This window comes from Chryseobacterium candidae (genome assembly GCF_004916905.1).
GTDB lineage: Bacteria > Bacteroidota > Bacteroidia > Flavobacteriales > Weeksellaceae > Chryseobacterium > Chryseobacterium candidae.
Window position 1 is genome coordinate 89,624 of sequence record NZ_SDLV01000029.1, and the last position, 17,140, is coordinate 106,763.

12 protein-coding genes and 1 pseudogene are annotated in these 17,140 nt (G+C 36.1%); 8 read left to right on the forward strand and 5 right to left on the reverse strand.

Translation table 11 applies throughout. The features are described from left to right. Nucleotides 1-13: 13 nt before the first annotated feature. The 3 genes from EK417_RS14395 to EK417_RS14405 all read right to left on the reverse strand — a co-directional run bounded on the left by EK417_RS14395 (nt 14) and on the right by EK417_RS14405 (nt 4,609). Nucleotides 14-1,003, reverse strand: a complete 990-nt coding sequence (locus EK417_RS14395; protein ID WP_317129510.1) for a PDDEXK nuclease domain-containing protein — start codon at nt 1,001-1,003, stop codon at nt 14-16. Nucleotides 1,004-1,064: 61 nt separating this feature from the next. Then, entirely contained in the window at nt 1,065-2,819 is a 1,755-nt protein-coding gene (locus EK417_RS14400; protein ID WP_076596697.1) for a peptide MFS transporter, read from the reverse strand. A 134-nt stretch (nt 2,820-2,953) separates the two neighbouring features. After that, a complete protein-coding gene (locus tag EK417_RS14405) occupies nt 2,954-4,609 on the reverse strand; it encodes a peptide MFS transporter (RefSeq protein WP_076596727.1) in 1,656 nt (551 codons plus the stop codon). Nucleotides 4,610-4,874: 265 nt separating this feature from the next. On the opposite strand from EK417_RS14405, the gene EK417_RS14410 reads away from it, so the two are divergent. The 3 genes from EK417_RS14410 to EK417_RS14420 all read left to right on the forward strand — a co-directional run bounded on the left by EK417_RS14410 (nt 4,875) and on the right by EK417_RS14420 (nt 7,512). Beyond that, on the forward strand, nt 4,875-5,057 hold the full coding sequence (locus tag EK417_RS14410; protein ID WP_110368293.1) for a hypothetical protein: 183 nt from the start codon (nt 4,875-4,877) through the stop codon (nt 5,055-5,057). Nucleotides 5,058-5,127: 70 nt separating this feature from the next. After that, nucleotides 5,128-6,687 carry a vitamin K epoxide reductase family protein gene (locus EK417_RS14415; protein ID WP_110368294.1) on the forward strand — a complete coding sequence of 520 codons (1,560 nt, stop codon included), beginning with the start codon at nt 5,128-5,130 and terminating at the stop codon, nt 6,685-6,687. Between the two features lie 6 nt (nt 6,688-6,693). Beyond that, nucleotides 6,694-7,512: a GLPGLI family protein gene (locus tag EK417_RS14420; protein ID WP_076596699.1), complete on the forward strand. Its 819-nt coding sequence runs from the start codon at nt 6,694-6,696 to the stop codon at nt 7,510-7,512. A gap of 69 nt (nt 7,513-7,581) precedes the next feature. Here the strand turns inward: EK417_RS14420 and EK417_RS14425 are convergent, their stop codons facing one another. After that, nucleotides 7,582-9,711, reverse strand: coding sequence for a S9 family peptidase (locus tag EK417_RS14425; protein ID WP_136522534.1), 2,130 nt, complete (start codon nt 9,709-9,711; stop codon nt 7,582-7,584). Between the two features lie 121 nt (nt 9,712-9,832). On the opposite strand from EK417_RS14425, the gene EK417_RS14430 reads away from it, so the two are divergent. The 5 genes and pseudogenes from EK417_RS14430 (at nt 9,833) to EK417_RS14445 (ending at nt 15,311) form a co-directional block, all read left to right on the forward strand. Further along, a complete protein-coding gene (locus tag EK417_RS14430) occupies nt 9,833-10,306 on the forward strand; it encodes a hypothetical protein (protein WP_076596701.1) in 474 nt (157 codons plus the stop codon). A 61-nt stretch (nt 10,307-10,367) separates the two neighbouring features. Beyond that, nucleotides 10,368-10,645: pseudogene (locus tag EK417_RS21420) on the forward strand (DUF6496 domain-containing protein). A 341-nt stretch (nt 10,646-10,986) separates the two neighbouring features. After that, a complete protein-coding gene (locus EK417_RS14435) occupies nt 10,987-12,540 on the forward strand; it encodes a sulfatase (RefSeq protein ID WP_168801999.1) in 1,554 nt (517 codons plus the stop codon). 17 nt (nt 12,541-12,557) lie between these two features. Continuing rightward, nucleotides 12,558-14,168, forward strand: a complete 1,611-nt coding sequence (locus tag EK417_RS14440; RefSeq protein ID WP_136522536.1) for a sulfatase — start codon at nt 12,558-12,560, stop codon at nt 14,166-14,168. Nucleotides 14,169-14,213: 45 nt separating this feature from the next. Beyond that, nucleotides 14,214-15,311 (forward strand): formylglycine-generating enzyme family protein, encoded by a 1,098-nt coding sequence (locus EK417_RS14445; RefSeq protein ID WP_228457942.1) that lies wholly within the window; start codon nt 14,214-14,216, stop codon nt 15,309-15,311. Between the two features lie 2 nt (nt 15,312-15,313). On the opposite strand, the gene glgP is transcribed toward EK417_RS14445, so the two are convergent. Then, nucleotides 15,314-16,975, reverse strand: a complete 1,662-nt coding sequence (gene glgP, locus EK417_RS14450) for an alpha-glucan family phosphorylase (protein ID WP_110368300.1) — start codon at nt 16,973-16,975, stop codon at nt 15,314-15,316. Between the last annotated feature and the right edge of the window lie 165 nt (nt 16,976-17,140).

The window sequence follows — 17,140 nt, forward strand, 5'->3', positions numbered from 1 at the left end:
GATTAAATTCTAATTAAGGGTTTTTATCTTTCTGATCCAGTTCAAAGCGGATTCTGTCCTGGTCAATAATTTGTTTTAATTCTTCTTCTTTTGGGAGGTACAGCAGGTATTTGCTGGCAAATAAATTGTTTTTATCATTCAAAACGGAGTATTTTACAATGGTCTCATCTTTTTCTGAACATAATAAAATTCCGATGGTTGGGTTATCTCCTTCACCGCGTTTCAGATCATCATACATTCTTACATACATATCAATCTGTCCTATATCCTGATGAGAAAGTTCTCCTGTTTTTAAATCAATAATGACAAAGCATTTTAAGATGTAATTATAGAATACAAGATCGATGTAGAAGTCTGATGTATCCGTAGAAATATGTTGTTGTCTCGCTACGAAAGCAAACCCTTTTCCAAATTCAAGTAAAAACTTTTGAATATGATCAATAATGGCTGTTTCAATTTCTTTTTCAGAAAATTGTTCATCAGCTTTTAATCCAAGAAACTCAAAAATATAAGGATCTTTTAAAACACTGTGAATAGTTTCCGGAGAAGATTTTTTATTTTCTAAAACCCTTTCATAAGCAAGCGAATTGATTTGTCTTTTAAGATCCCTGTAATTCCAGTTATTTTGAACGGATTCATTGATATAGTAATTCATTTTATCAGCATTGTCCAGCCTTATCAGTAATCTGTAATGAGTCCAGCTCAATTCGTGACGCAATGCGTCACATATTGGAAATGCATGATAAAAAGAGCGCATGTTTCTTAAGTTACTTTCATCAAACCCTTTTCCAAATTCTAAGGTAAGCTTCTGAGAAAGTTTTTTCAGCGTATATTTTCCGTATTCTGCCCGTTCTTTTCCCTGTTGTTCATCTTCAACAATCAATTTTCCAATCTGCCAGTAAGTGAGCAGCAACGTAGAATTCGCTATACGAAACACTTTTTCGCGCGACTGCTTAATGATTTCCTTTACGGATTGGAATAAAGAATCTTCGGAAATTTCCATCATACGAAAATAAAAAAAACCTCTGACTTAGCAGAGGTTTTATGATATTTTGTTGATACAATTAGTTTACACCGTGCATCATTTTCTTTAAGATAGGTGAAATTAAACCTAAAATCACAGAAGCAATCCCACAAAGTACTACGAATACCATGAAGAATTCAAATAAATTGTGAATTTCAAATCCTACAAAAGTAGGGTTGTGTAATGGAAGCTGAGCTTTATCAAAAGCTGCAACCTGATCAGCTGTCAGGGTTACTTTTTTATCTAAAACATCCTGTAGATTAATACCCATTTCTTCAGCCTTTTTGAACTTATCACCTGTAGCAGGGATAAGCGCTCCTAATGAACCTGCCAATGCATAACCAGCAGCATTAGAAATAAAGAAAACACCGTATAGTAATGAAGCAAATCTTTTTGGAGCAAGCTTACCAACCAATGATAGACCAATTGGAGAAAGGCAAAGCTCACCACATGTTTGAATGAAATATAATAACATTAACCATTTGATGGCTAATAATCCTGAGTTTCCAAGATCTTTTACATTGTGTGCAATAATAAAATAAGAAAGAGCGATCAGTGCTAATCCCATCGCTTGTTTGAACGGAGATACCGGCTCTTTTCCTTTAGCTCTTAACTTGTCCCAGCATAAACTGAAAGGAACCGCTAAAAGAACTACGAAAATACCGTTGAAGATCTGAACCATTGAAGGCGGCATATTCCATCCGAAAATGTTTCTGTCAGTCTGATTGTCTGCAATAAACGTTAATGAAGATCCTGCCTGCTCAAACGCAGCCCAGAAGAAAATAATAAAGAATGATACAATATAGATTACCCAGATTCTTTGTCTTTCTACCTTATTTTCAGCAGAAGACATAATTAAGAAGGCAAGAGCAATACCAGCTGAATAGATGAATGGATAAATGATCCCTTTAATCAACTGTCCCATTTCTACGGAGTTGAATCCAAACTCACCTACAAGAAGGTATCTGAAAATGAAGAATAAAACAACAAATATTCCTCCGGTGATTCCTAAAGCCTGACCTGAGAATTTGGCAGTTTGAGTTTCTCCTTCTTCGAAGTCAGCACTTGTATTGTTTTTTGGTAATCCCCCGATTGGTCTTCCCTCCGGAGTTACTACATATTTGTTTTTAAGGATAAAGAAGGTTACAGTCCCAATTACCATTGCAATAGAAGCTGCCAAGAATCCCCATTTGAAAGCAAAGATATCTCTTACCCCAGTTGCAGCATCTTTTACGTCTCCTAAGTATGGACAGATAAACTGACCTAAGAATGCTCCAATGTTGATCCCCATATAGAAAATGGTAAAAGCAGAGTCCAGTTTAGATTTTTCCTGCTTTGGATAAAGACTTCCTACCATTGAGGAAATATTCGGTTTGAAGAATCCGTTACCGAAAATGATAACGAATAATGCCAGCCACATGATAAGTTTAGCACTTCCAATATCTGCTGAGAAAGTAGAGGCACTGATGAATAATAAGAACTGGCCGATAGCCATTAAAGATCCACCAATGATGATAGCGTATCTGTTTCCTATATATTTGTCAGCAATAAATCCTCCCAAAAGAGGGGTTAAATAACATAAAGCCAGAAATCCACCATAGATGATTGCTGCATCAGCTTCTTTTATTAATAGGGAATTTACCATGAAGAGCGTCAAAAGAGCTCTCATTCCATAAAAGTTGAAACGCTCCCACATTTCTGTTCCGAAAAGAACCCATAATCCTTTAGGATGCCTGGAATTCTTATTCTCTACAAATTCATCCGGTTTCGGACTCAATGCTTCAATATTATCCATTTCTATTGTTAATTTTTGTTAAGACTGACAAATATAGTTTATTTTGGGTTTTTGGCAAGGTTTTAATTTTATTTTTAAATAAAAAAGCTGCGGGACTAGTCCGCAGCTTGGTTATCGTTATAATATTGAGCATTTTAATGCCCTTTTTCTGTCATGATTTTATTCAGTCTCTTTAACATAGAAAGGCCCAAAAGTGTAGCGAATATTAACAAAGCGAAGTTAACAAGGAAATAATTCGTTTTGTTTTCGTAGCTGTACCATGTACTGGCCAGGATTCCTGAAAGCTTATTTCCAACAGAGTTAGCCAGGAAGAATCCTCCCATCATCAATGCTGTAATTCTTGCAGGAGAAAGTTTAGATACAAAAGAAAGTCCCATTGGAGATAAACATAATTCACCGATGGTAATCACTCCGTAGCTGGCCACCAGCCATAGAGGAGAGACTTTTACAGATCCATTATCTCCGGCTATCACTGCTAAAACCATTACCAGACAAGAAAGTCCGGAAATAAATAATCCTAAAACAATCTTAGTTGGTGTTAAAGGCTCTTTGCCTTTTCTTCTCAATAATGCCCAGAATCCTACGATAACTGGAGTCAAAGCAATAACCCAGAATGGATTGATAGATTGGAATAATTCTGTATTGTAAAGATATACTTTGTTTTCCGGATTTTTCTCAAGAACCGCACGCTGTTCAGGGGATATGTTTTTAAAGTAAACATCTTTCCCCATTTCCTTTTTAGTTTCTCCATTATCATCTTTTTGAGAACGGAACTGATTGTCATAAACAGGGGTTTCTTTATCTTCATAACTTTTCCCTTCCACCATATAAATTCCTTCCAGTGGCTTTTCAAGAGAAGCAGGAACACTTCTGTCGGTATAATAATTCGCCCATCTTGTTAAAGCTGTACCGTTTTGTTTGAAAACAGCCCAGAAGAACATGCTGATCAGGAATACAGAAAGTAATGCCCCGATAGATGCTTTTTCATCAGGTTTAGCTTTAAAGTAAAGAGATGCATAAAAATAAATAACGGGTATACATGCGAAAATAAAGGCATCTGTACTGTCACTTCCGAAGATATTCCCAGGAATAAACCAACCTATTGCTCCGGCAACGATAGCAGGAACAAATACTTTGATCAGAATTTCTGAAAGCTTGGTATCGCCTTCCTGTACAGGTTTCATCTGTGCAGCATGGATATAATGCTTTCTTCCTATTGTAAAAATAACCATTCCGATAAGCATTCCTACACCCGCGGTGATGAAAGCTTCACCCCAACCGAATTTATTACGCATAAAAGCCGCAATAATATTACAGATAAATGCCCCGATATTGATCCCCATATAGAAGATATTATATCCGGAGTCTTTATTCGCTTTGTAAGGTTCTTCAGAATAGAGATTTCCTAGTAATGTTGAAATAGTAGGTTTAAAGAAACCATTTCCGATGATAATTAATGCCAGAGAAGCATAAAACAAAGGCAAATCTTTAAAAACACCCATTCCTATATATCCTGCAGCCATTAAAAAACCTCCAAGATAAATAGATTTAATATATCCTAAAACCCTGTCTGCCAGGAACCCTCCAATAAATGGAGTCAGATAAGTTAAGGCAATATAAGTTCCGAAAATGTCATCAGCAGTTTTATCCGGAAGTCCAAGTCCGCCTTTCATGCCTGTAGGCTCAATAACATAGAGAACAAAGATTCCAAGAATCAGGTAATACCCGAAACGCTCCCACATTTCTGTGAAAAAGAGATAGGGCAGCCCTTTAGGATGTTTAGTCTTCATATAATCAATTTTCAAATTTCCCAAAAATAGCTTTTTAATTTTAATTGATAAAATAAATAATACGCGTATAAATGATTAATGAAATAAATATAAAATTTTAAGTATAAAGAGTGATTTATATTGCTGAATTTAACTTGTACACAGAATGTAAATAGTGTAAATAACGGCTTGTACACAGAATATACAAATTAATTTCTCTGTTAAGTGATATTTGTTTTCTAGTTTCGAAGTGTCAATAATGACATGTAATTAAAAAACATTTATTATGAAAAAGATCAATTTAAAAAAGATGAAAGGAATTTTATCAAGAGAAGAGCAGAGAACAATTAAAGGAGGGAAGATGGCACCTGATGCATATGGAGGATGTGGATGTACGAATGCAGCTTGTGCCAATACCCATAATGGGAATGGTGATTCTTATTGCAATGGTACTTTTTGTTGTGGGTAATCAATGTAAATCTTTTAAAATGGCAACAGGAAACTGTTGCTTTTTTTTAATATAAAAAGATGCTTTAAAAATGACACGCCAAAGTTATATTGCTGTTATCAATTATCTGGATTATAATGAAATACATATTGATAGGGATGAGTTTGAACTTCAATTGGAAGGACATCCCGATTTTCCAAGCCTTCTTGCATTTTCTGATGCTTTAAGCTTTTTCAATATTGAAAATTACAGTTACAGAATTAATAATGACGAAAAAGATATTTTGCCTGAGGATTTTCTGGCTTTAGTAGAAGGAGAGTTGGCAGTGGTGAGTAATAAAGATAATAAAATAACAGTAAATGGTTCTCAAACGGAAGATTTTTTTTCGGAATGGGAAAATATAATACTTATTGTAGAAAAGTCTGAAGAGCAATCTTATACAAAATCAAAACTTGATTATACATACATCAATTGGGGAATTGTAACGCTGCTGTTTCTGTTCCTTTTCGTATATGATGATTCCAATCTGGTTTTGAAACTGATCTTTGCGGCTACCGGACTTATCGGATTCATCTTTGCCCATGAAGCTTATAAAAAGACACATGGTAAAGGAACATTCATTCCGGTTGGAGTATGTAAAAGCAATTATTTGAATACGGACTGCGACCTGGTTTTTAATTCGAAAAAATGGAAGATTTTTAACAAAATAGATTTATCTGAGATTTCACTGCTGTTTTTTACCAGTCAGATAGTCTGTTTTATTTTATTTGGTCTGATAAAAAATATTGAATTCTTTTTTGAGATCTATCAATATGGGTTATTTGCATTCATACCCGTTGCTTTCTTATCCTTATTCTATCAGGTATTTGTTGTTAAAAAATACTGTCCTGTCTGCATGGTAATCATAGCCTCAGTATGTATTCAGTTGATAGCAGCCAATCTTATCTCCTTTACAAGTAAAAAACCGGACATCAGTGCTGTTCTGTTTTTAATCGGGAGCTTGGGTTCACTCATTGTCTTGATTAATTTTAGAATAAAAAATAAGAAGGAACAGAAAGACGAAAATACCCTAAAAAGAAATCTGAAATTCAGAAGAAACTACCAGTTTTTCAAAAATAATTTGTCTTTGCAGAAAAGGTTGACCAATGAAGATTTTTCAAGCGCTTTTGTGTTTGGAAATGAAAAAGCAGGTGGAACTTTAACCTTTGTCACCAATCCTTTTTGTAAGCATTGTAAAGAATTTTACCCTGTTTTTCTAAAGCTGGTAAAAAAGTATTCTGATGAGTTGAGAATCAACATTTTCTTTGATATAGACCTTAGCAGGGATGATCCGGATAATAGAACGGTTCATGTAAATCTTACCAATATTTACATCAATAGCGAAAATAAAATAGCATTTCTGGAAGCGTTAAGCGGCTGGTATGACGTTCAGGGATATAGTGAAAACAAAAGTGGCTGGTATCAAAAATATTCTAAATATTTTGGAAACTCAGAGAATGCACTTGCCTTATTAAAAGGACATGAAGAGTGGGTAAGCAGCAATGGGATACATTTTACACCCAATATCTTTATCAATGACACGGAATACCCGGTTCAGTATGAAAGAGCAGATCTGGAGTTCTTTATCCCGGAATTATTATCTGAAAATTAAATTATTATGAAAAGCTTATTATTTATATTGCTGGGAACTGTAATGTTTTTTTCCCAGAACAACCGGTTCATCTATGAGGTGAAATACAAGAAAGATTCAACCTCAAAAGATATCACCCGGGAAAATTATTATCTGGATATCACAAAAGAGGATATTGCTTATTATAACAGACTGAATTATATTAGTGATTCAGTATTTACTGCTACCGGGAGAACTCCAATTAATAGACTGACTTCTTTTTTATTAAAAAAGAAGGATGATAATATATACCAAAACTATGAATATATCGGAGATGTAAATTTTTATAAAATATCTGAGGAGGCCAGGCAACAGTGGACTATTACAGACAGTATAAAAATAGCTGATAATCTTTCGCTTCAAAAGGCGACCACTGAATTTGGAGGAAGAAACTGGATCGCATGGTTTACTAAAGATATCCCAATGCCTTACGGACCTTATAAGTTTAGCGGATTACCGGGATTGATTATGGAATTGTATGATACAAAAAAGAATTATTATTTTAATGTGATTAAGAGTGAAAAGATTCCGGATGATTATCAACGTAATTCATTAAATAATTATATCCCCAGAGCAATTCCCGTTACTCAAAAAGATTTAAATAAACTAAGGCTGGACCTCTATTCCAACCCTTTTAAATATGTTTTGAATGGAAATCTGACTATGCGCGAAGGGCAAAAATTACAGCTTGATGACGGCACAATTCTCTCCAAAGAACAGCTGAAACCCGCAGAAGCCAACGAAAGAAAAAAATTAAAAGCATTTAACAACCCTATAGAACTGGATAAAGCTGTCAAATATCCTTAACAGGTATGTAAATAAAAATTCCTTTCAGACTTTCTGAAAGGAATTTTTTGTGAGATTTAAATTTGATATTTACAGATTATTCAGGATGAAATCCGTCATTTTCTGATACAACTGAGGTCTTGTCTGCCCACCGTAAATTCCGTGGTTTTTATCAGGATAAGCCATGAAGTCAAACTGTTTTTTGTTTTGAATCAAAGCTTCAGAGAACTCCATAGAATTCTGGAAGTGAACGTTATCATCAGCCGTTCCGTGGATCAACAAAAATTTCCCCTTCAACAGATTAGCATATTCCGTAGGAGAATTTTTATCATATCCATCCGGGTTTTCCTGAGGTGTCCTCATAAATCTTTCTGTGTATACAGAGTCGTAATATCTCCAGTTGGTTACCGGTGCTACAGCAATTCCTACTTTGAAGACATCAGCTCCTTTAGTCATTGCCAAACTTGTCATATAACCACCGAAGCTCCATCCGAACATTCCGATTCGGCTCTTGTCAATATAAGATTGATTCCCGAACCACTTGGCTGCTGTGATCTGATCTTCAATCTCATATTTTCCTAAATTCATATAAGTTACTTTCTTATATTTTGCTCCTTTATAGCCTGTTCCACGGCCGTCTACACAAGCAACAATATATCCTTTTTGTACAAGGTGATTGAACCACATGGCGTTTCCGTTGTCCCATGAGTTGGCAACCTGCTGAGATCCAGGTCCGGAATACTGGAACATAAATAAAGGATATTTCTTGTTCGGATCAAAGTTTTTAGGCTTCATGATCCAGGCATTCATCTGATCACCTGCAGCGTTTGGAATCGTAATGAATTCTTTTTCAACAAAATTATCAGCTTTTAGTTTCTGTAACTGGTCATTGTTGTTCTGAAGTTCTTTTACCGCTTTTCCGTTACCGTCTTTTAAAACATAGGTATAAGGTTTAGATGCTGTAGAAGATGTTTCAATGAAATAATTATAGTTTTTGCTGAAGTTCGCAGCGTTGTTTCCTTCTGCATTAGAGATCAGCTGAGTTTTTCCGTTGTCAATATTTACTTTGGAAATCACCTTATTAATGCTTCCTTTTTCAGTAGTCTGAACATAAATTTCTTTAGACTTTGGATTAAAACCATAATAATCCGTTACCTCCCAGTTTCCTTTTGTGATCTGTTTTTTCAACTTACCATCTTTGTCATACCAGTACAGGTGACGGTTTCCGTCTCTCTCAGAAGCCCAAAGGAAGGAATCATCTTCAAGGAATTCAAGAGTAGGACTGTCTGTATCAATCCATTTATCATCCGTTTCAGTAAATAACTTCTGAACTGCTCCTGTTTTGGTATTTACCTTTAAGATATCCGAAGCGTTTTGTATCCTTTCAGACGTAATTAAAACAATTTCGTCCGGTTTTGCAGTCTGGAATACATTCGGGATGTAGTAGTTTTTGAAAGAACCTAAGTTCAGCTGCATTGTTTTTCCGTTATCAAGACGGTATAGCTGTGCTGAAACTACAGAGTTTTTCTCACCTGCTTTTGGATATTTATAACGCATTTCAGCCGGATAAAGGTTTTTTCCATAAATGGGAATATAGATTTCCGGAACCTGGCTTTCATCAGACTTCACAAATACGATAGCATCAGAATTTTTTGTCCACTCATATTGTCTTGCATGCCCGAATTCTTCTTCATATACCCAGTCTGCCAAACCATTCAGGATAGAGTTCTTTTTACCATCCGTAGTAATCTGTGTGATTTTTCCGGAGCTAAGATCCTGATAGAAAAGATTATTATCAGAAATAAAGGCCACTTTTGTAGCATCCGGCGAAAATGTAGGCTCCTGAACCGGTTTCCCTTCATTCAGGCTGATTACTTTTCCGGATTTTAAATCTTTTACATCAAATTTTCCCAGGAAAGAATGTCTGTAAATAGGCTGGCTTCCGGTCTGTAAAAGAATCTTAGATTCATCATCAGAAAAAATATAGCTTTCAAACTTTCCGTCCACAAGATTTCCTTCCTTCTGTGAAGTTTTATAAGAATATTTTGCAATACCTGAAGATTCAATCACGAGATAATTTTCTCCGTTTTTCATGGAAGTGATTCCTGCAATCCCTTTTCCACGGTAATATCCTGAATATATTTTATCTAAAGTGATTTCCTGTGCAGACACATTTTGAAATACCGCCGCAACAGTAAGAGTTAAGAATAATTTTTTCATTTCTAATAGTAATGGATTTCAAAGATAATAATTTTATTAAAATGTATAAAAAAGCTTTTCAAATGAGCTTTTTGGCAAAAAAATTGAATATCATTTTATATAATCAAATCAAATAATAATTATGGAAACGAATGCATACAACCAGAAGCTGAACCGTTATGTATTAAGCGATCAGATTGTTTATACAGGTTTTTCCAGTTTTAAGGACGCGGAAGAATGTGCTCAAAAAAAAGGAGGAACATTGGCAGAAGTAGTATTCAGAGACGGAAATGATAATCCTGAAATTACTGATGAAGCGGGGTTGATAGAGAAAAAAATTCATTACTATGTGTATGCAGGCGATGAGTATAAATTTATTCATTCATCAGATCCGGGATTCAGAAAATATGCGGACGAACTGCAGAAAATAAAAGCAAGTAATGATAAAACCAGCCCTGATGAGCGATACTTTGCCAATTTTGAAATTGAAAATATAGAAGATCCGATTATTGTAATCAAAAATGATCATTTTGAATCGGTAACTTCTAGAGAGCGTTCAAAATATTTGAAACATGCCTGTGTTTATGAATTAGGGGTATCCCTGCCAAAATCCTAAAAATCTGATCATGGGCAAGATTAAATATTCAGAAAAAGCTCATGACAAAATAGGAAAGGTAATGCACGAATTTAAGGAAGGAAAATTAAAGTCTTCTTCCGGGAAAAAAGTGACAAGCAGAAAAAAGCCGTAGCCATAGGTATTTCTGAAGCGAAGGAAAAAGGTATGAAAGTACCATCTAAAAAAATAAGTAATTCATCATCCGGAAAGATAAACTTTCTGGATTTTTTTGTATTCTATATTTCATGTATTTCGAATAATCGAGAAGAAGTGGAGATAAAAGCAGGACATGGAAAATCAGCTGATCTGTTTTTTTTACTGTATTTTTTTATGTCTTGATAATGTTGGGATTTGTAAATTACTGTAAATGTGTATTTTATGTTATTGATGTATATATGATGTAGTTCACTTTGCAAGAGTTTATTCTTTTTTGTTGCAAATTTGCATCACATCCATAACTCATTATATCTTATTTCAAAATAAAACACAAATGATGAAAAAAGACTCCTTAATGTTTTGTGGATGTTTAAAGTTTTTCTTGATCCAGTGTTTAATCGATAAACAACCTTGGGAAGCTTTTCTTTGCTGCCACAATGCAACTCACATTCTTAGAAGGCTGATTACGTAAAATAATTGATATGTTTGGATTTTCAACTTTAAAATCAATATATATATTTCTATTGATTTTACCATTTAGCATCATTGCAGGACAGTCGCAAAAAAAATCTAAACCCAATGTAATCTTTATTGTGGTTGATGACCTGAGACCGGAACTGGGAGTTTACGGTAATACAATTATTAAAACACCCAATATTGATAAGCTGGCAAGAAGAGGTACTACTTTCACAAATGCATATTGCCAGGTGGCTGTTTGCGCTCCTTCCAGAGCAAGTGCTTTAACAGGCTTACGGCCGGATTCCACCAAAGTATGGGTGTTGGGAGAAGAATTTCGCAAAATACATCCTGATGTGGTAACGATTCCTCAACAGTTTGAAAAATTCAATTATCATACAGTATCCATCGGAAAGATTTTTCATAATCATATGCCTGATTCTATCTCTTTTCGGGAGCCTGATCTCCGTCCTGAAGGATATGCCGTTAAAAATATGATAGACAGAGATCCCGAATCTTTTTATTTCAGCGGAGAACTTAAAACTGAGCTTGCAGCCAAAAGACTGGAAAGATTAGCCAAAGATCCTAAAAGATATGCTAACGGCTGGGCATACGGACGTTCCGTAGAAGTGGCAGACTGTCCTGATGATTCATTGTATGACGGAGCTCAGACATCACTTGCCATTCAAACGATCAACCGTATTAAAAATAAAAAGAAACCTTTCTTCCTGGCATTGGGGTATTTCAGACCGCATTTACCATTTGTAGCTCCTAAAAAGTACTGGGACCTTTATGATCCTATGGAAATACCAATGGCAGATAACAGTTTTATTCCGTTCAATGCACCAAGCATGGCCATGTATAACCAAAGAGAGATGACTGCTTGTTATGACCTTGAATATGTAAGACATCCTGCCTACTTCAGAATGCCGGAAAAAGAAGCCAGAATGCTAAAACATGGGTATTATGCTTCTGTAAGTTATGTTGATGCCTGTATTGGACGACTTGTTGATGAGCTTGAAAAACAAAAATTGATAGATAACACCATTATTGTATTATGGGGAGACCACGGCTGGAAATTAGGAGAACATAATGCATGGGGGAAACAGACTAATTATTTAAATGATACCCGAGTTCCGCTTATTGTTTATGCGCCCGGAATGAAAAATCCAGGAAGCAAAAGCAATGAACTGGTAGAGATGGTAGATCTTTATCCTACCCTCTGTGATCTCGCAGGAATAGAAACTCCCTCTTATCTGCAAGGAGTAAGCTTTAAAAAACTTCTGAATGAAAATAGTGTGGAATGGAAAGGAGCTGTATTCAGTCAGTTTTTGCGGCCGGCCGGCGAAGGAATACATCTTAACAAAAAAAATTACATGGGATATTCAATGGTGACCAAAAGCTATCATCTGATAGAGTGGTATTATTGGGATAAAGTAACCCAAAAGCCTGGAGAACTTGTGGCTCAGGAACTTTATAATCTTAGCTCAGATCCAAAAGAGAATTTCAATATTGCAGTTTATCCGGAAAACAAAGATATCCTGGAAAAGCTTTCTGAGCAACGTAAAAAAGGATGGAAACAAGTGAAAGATAAGCTGATAACAACTAAATCTTATCAATAAAAGAAAATTTGGACCTCATGAAGAATTTCAATTTTTTAAAAATAGTATTCATTATATCGATTTGTAATTATATAACAATAAGTGGTGCAAGTTTCCATAAAGACAATCCTAAACCTAAAAAAAGTATAAGATCCAATGCAAAGCAAACAAGGCCCAATATTCTGTTTATTCCTATTGATGATTTAAGACCTGAAATGGGCTGTTATGGAAACACCGTTATAAAAACGCCTAATATGGATAAGCTTGCAGCAAAAGGAGTCGTTTTTAATAGAGCATACTGTCAGCAGGCGGTATGTAATCCTTCTAGAGCAAGCCTTCTTACAGGTTTGAGACCAGATTCTGTGCGTGTATGGGATCTTCAGACAGATTTCAGGAAAAACCTCCCGGATGCAATCACTCTTCCTCAGGCATTCAAAAATAACGGTTATTATACGGTAGGGATAGGAAAAACCTTTCATAATAATTTTCCTGATGATAAGTCCTGGAATGAAGAACTTCATGTAGCCGGATATCCTTTTGATCCGGACGCTGTGTACCAGATGGAAAAAAACAAGATGATTCAGAAGGAAAAAGAACTTGGTCTTCAAAAAATTGGAAAAGCCAGGCCTGATGCCTATGGATTTGTCTATACAAAGGCTAATTCCGTTGAAATGGCAGACGTTGATGATGATGCCTATTATGACGGAGCACAGACAACCATGGCCATTCAAAAGCTGAAAGAATTAAAAGGAAAAGATAAGCCTTTCTTTTTTTCAGTAGGCTATTACCGTCCGCATTTACCTTTTAATGCTCCTAAAAAATACTGGGATTTGTATAACAGAAACGATATACCGCTTGCGAAAAATCAATTCATGCCAGAAAATGCTCCGGAATTTGCCGTACATGGTGATACTGAACTGAGAGCGTATACTGATAGATCTGATCTGCCTTTGCCTTCAGAAAAACCTTATGATATTGAAAAGCAGCGGGAACTTCTCCATGGATATTACGCTTCTGTTTCTTATACGGATGCTCAGATAGGAAGACTCTTAAAAGCACTTGACGAACTGGAGCTTAGTGAAAATACCATTATCGTATTGTGGGGAGATCATGGCTGGAAACTGGGAGAGCATAACAGCTGGTGTAAACAGAGCAACTATGAGATTGATACCAGAGTACCGCTTATTATCAGTGGGGCAGGAGTAAAAGCAAAAGGAAAAACAAGCGATGCTCTTACAGAATTTGTGGATATTTATCCCACTTTATGCGATATGGCGGGAATAAAAATACCTGATTATCTTCAGGGAACCAGTATGAAACCTCTGCTTACAGATCCTGCCCGTAAATGGAAAACAGCATCCTACAGCCAGTTTTTATTAGGTAGGTTTGGAGTAAAAGCCAGAGGGGTGCAAAATGTGGAAAGAATGGGATATGCTATCCGTACAGACCGTTACAGATATGTAGAATGGTTTGAATGGAATAAAGAGACTGGCAAGCCGGGAGCTTATCTGGCCAGAGAACTGTATGATCATAAAAATGACCCTGATGAAAATGTGAATATCGCTGAAGAAGTTTCTTCTAAAAAGCTGGTTAGCCAATTGTCATTACAGATGAAAAAGGGATGGAGATATAGCAAGCCAAAATCATAAAACCTGTAAATATTCAGATAAGAAATGAGGTTTTTCATAATAAAGATGGTTGTATTCATAAGTGTATTAGGTTTTTTATCTTCCTGTAATAAGAATAAAATCTTAAAACCGGAGGAAGAGAAACCGGGACACACCTGTATGAATGTTCCGAAGCGGTTAGGAGCTGCAGATTCTTCCCATATCCGTTTTAACGGGAAAATTTCTTTGCAAGGAATGGTATTCATTCCCGGGGGTGAATTTGATATGGGAGGGGATAACAGCTATGCTGATGCAGATGAATATCCCAAACACAGAGTAAAAGTTTCTCCGTTCTATATGGATATAACCGAAGTAACGAATGAACAGTTCCGCAAATTTGTAAATGCTACAGGATATATCACAACGGCAGAACGTAAACCCGATTGGGATGAATTAAAAAAAAACCTGCCTGAGGGTACTCCGAAACCTCCGGATAGCTTGCTGGTAGCTGCTTCATTAGTATTTAAACCCACAAGCAAACCTGTGAATCTGAATGACTTCAGCCAATGGTGGAAATGGGTGAAAGGTGCTAGCTGGAAGCATCCTCAGGGACCGGCAAGCAATATTGAAGGAAAAGACAATTATCCCGTGGTACATGTAAGCTGGGATGATGTACAGGCATACTGTAAATGGTCAGGTAAACGCTTGCCTACAGAAGCAGAATGGGAATTTGCAGCACGGGGCGGATTAAAAAATAATATTTATCCATGGGGAAATGAACCCATCAATGCAGGAATTCCTAAAGCGAACAGCTGGGAAGGAAAATTTCCCTACCTTAATGATAAGAAAGACGGCTATATTACCCTTGCTCCTGTACAATCATTTAAAGCCAACGGATATGGCCTGTATGACATGGCTGGAAATGTTTGGGAATGGTGCAGCGATTTATACAATTATGATTACTATAAAAAACTGGAAGGCAGCCTCGTTGTGAATCCTCAGGGTGCAGACAGGTCTTATGACCCTCAGGAACCGTATAGTGTAAAACGCAGCCTGCGTGGAGGAAGCTTTTTATGTAATGATAGCTATTGCAGCGGATACAGAGTAGCCCGCCGCATGAAAAGCAGTCCTGATACAAGCCTTGAACACACCGGATTCAGATGTGTTCAGGATATTGCTCATTAATTCTATTGCTGATTATAGAGGATTCTGTAATATTCATCCGCCATTCTGTCACTGTTGAAATGATCTTTCACATCATTCATTGCATTGTACTGGATTTTTCTCCATTCGTCAGGACGGTCGTAATAGGTTGGGAGAATTTCATTTTCAAGAATTTCATACAATTTATTTAAATCATAATTATCCTGTTCGTAAATACTCATGTTCAGATAATCTGCTTTGGGAACTACAAAAGAGTTTTCTCCGTGTCTGGCAAATTCCGGGATCCAGCCGTCATCTGTGGATAAATTGACAGATCCGTTCATGGCAGCCGTCATACCGGAAGTTCCGGAAGCTTCCCTCGGAACTCTTGGATTATTAAGCCATACATCAGAACCCTGTTTTAAAGACTTGCTTAAAGAAAGCTCATAACCTGTAAGAACAGCAATATTCTTATGGTTTTTACTTTCTTCAACCAGTGTATTGAACGTAGAAATGGCAGAATAGTCCATTGGGTAAGGTTTCCCTGCCCAGATGATCTGTACCGGATATTTTGGATTATTCAGAAGTCTGTAGAATCTTTCCTTATCATGTAAAAGAAGTTCTGCTCTCTTATAGCCTGCAAATCTTCTGGCCCATACCATCGTAAAGACATTAGGATTAAATAAATTTCCTGTCTGATCTGCAACAATACTGAATAGTTTTTTCTTCAGATATTTTTTGCGGAAATCGAAAACTGTACTGTCGTTTTCATCCTTTGCATTGTATAAAGGTTTATCAGACCAGTATTTAAATTCCTGAGCATTGGTAATAGAAGTGATCTCACAGATTCCCGGATATTTATTCCACATGGCTCTGGAAACCATACCATGAAGCCGGGAAACTCCATTGGCCATTCTGGCCATTCTTAATGCGCAGAGAGAGTGATTAAAACGGTCGTCATCAGATCCTTCAATATTTTTTACTTCTTCCATACTGTATCCTGAAAAATAGGACATATCATAGCATAATCTGAAGCTATGTTTTTCATTCCCTGCTTCCTCAGGGGTATGAGTGGTGAAAACAAGTTTTTCTTTAACTTTATTAAGATCTCCGTTATATTTTCTCAGAAGATAAAATGCTGCAGGAAGTCCATGGGCTTCATTAAGATGATACACCTCTCTTTCAATATTCATTTCATCCAGTAACTTGGCTCCTCCTTTTCCCAGTAAAATATATTGAGCAAGTTTTGTAGATTCATTGGCATCATACAACCTGTGACAGATTGTTTTCGAAACGTGATCGTTTTCCGGAACATCTGTAGAAAGGAAAAACATGGGGGCCGTATTGAAGATTTCAGGATCAAGGTACCATACTTTTACCCAAACCGGAGCACTGTGGATTTCGATTTGGAATTTTATTCCGGTATCTTCAAGAAAACTGTACATTTTTTTCGTCCATACAGGCTGTAAAGACTGGTCGTGGTTTCTTGCCTGGTCATAATAACCAAATTTCCACAGGATACCGATTCCAATAAGATCCTGCTTAAGGTTATAAGCACTTCTCATGTGAGATCCTGCCAGAAAGCCAAGCCCTCCGGAATATATTTTAAGTACCTGCTCAAGAGCAAATTCCATGGAGAAATAGACGGTCTTTTTTGAATATTGAGGATTGATAGTGTAGGGTATTCTGAAATTCCTGAAATCCATAAGTTTGGGTTTGTGTTTAAAAAGACAAAGGTATTAATTATGAAAATAAACTTTACATTAATTAATCGATAAATTAATTTAAAAACTAAGTATTGAATTGTTTTTTTACTTACCTTTAAGAGTGTAAATTTTTGATTATCAAAAACTTTTAATGATGAAAGCCAT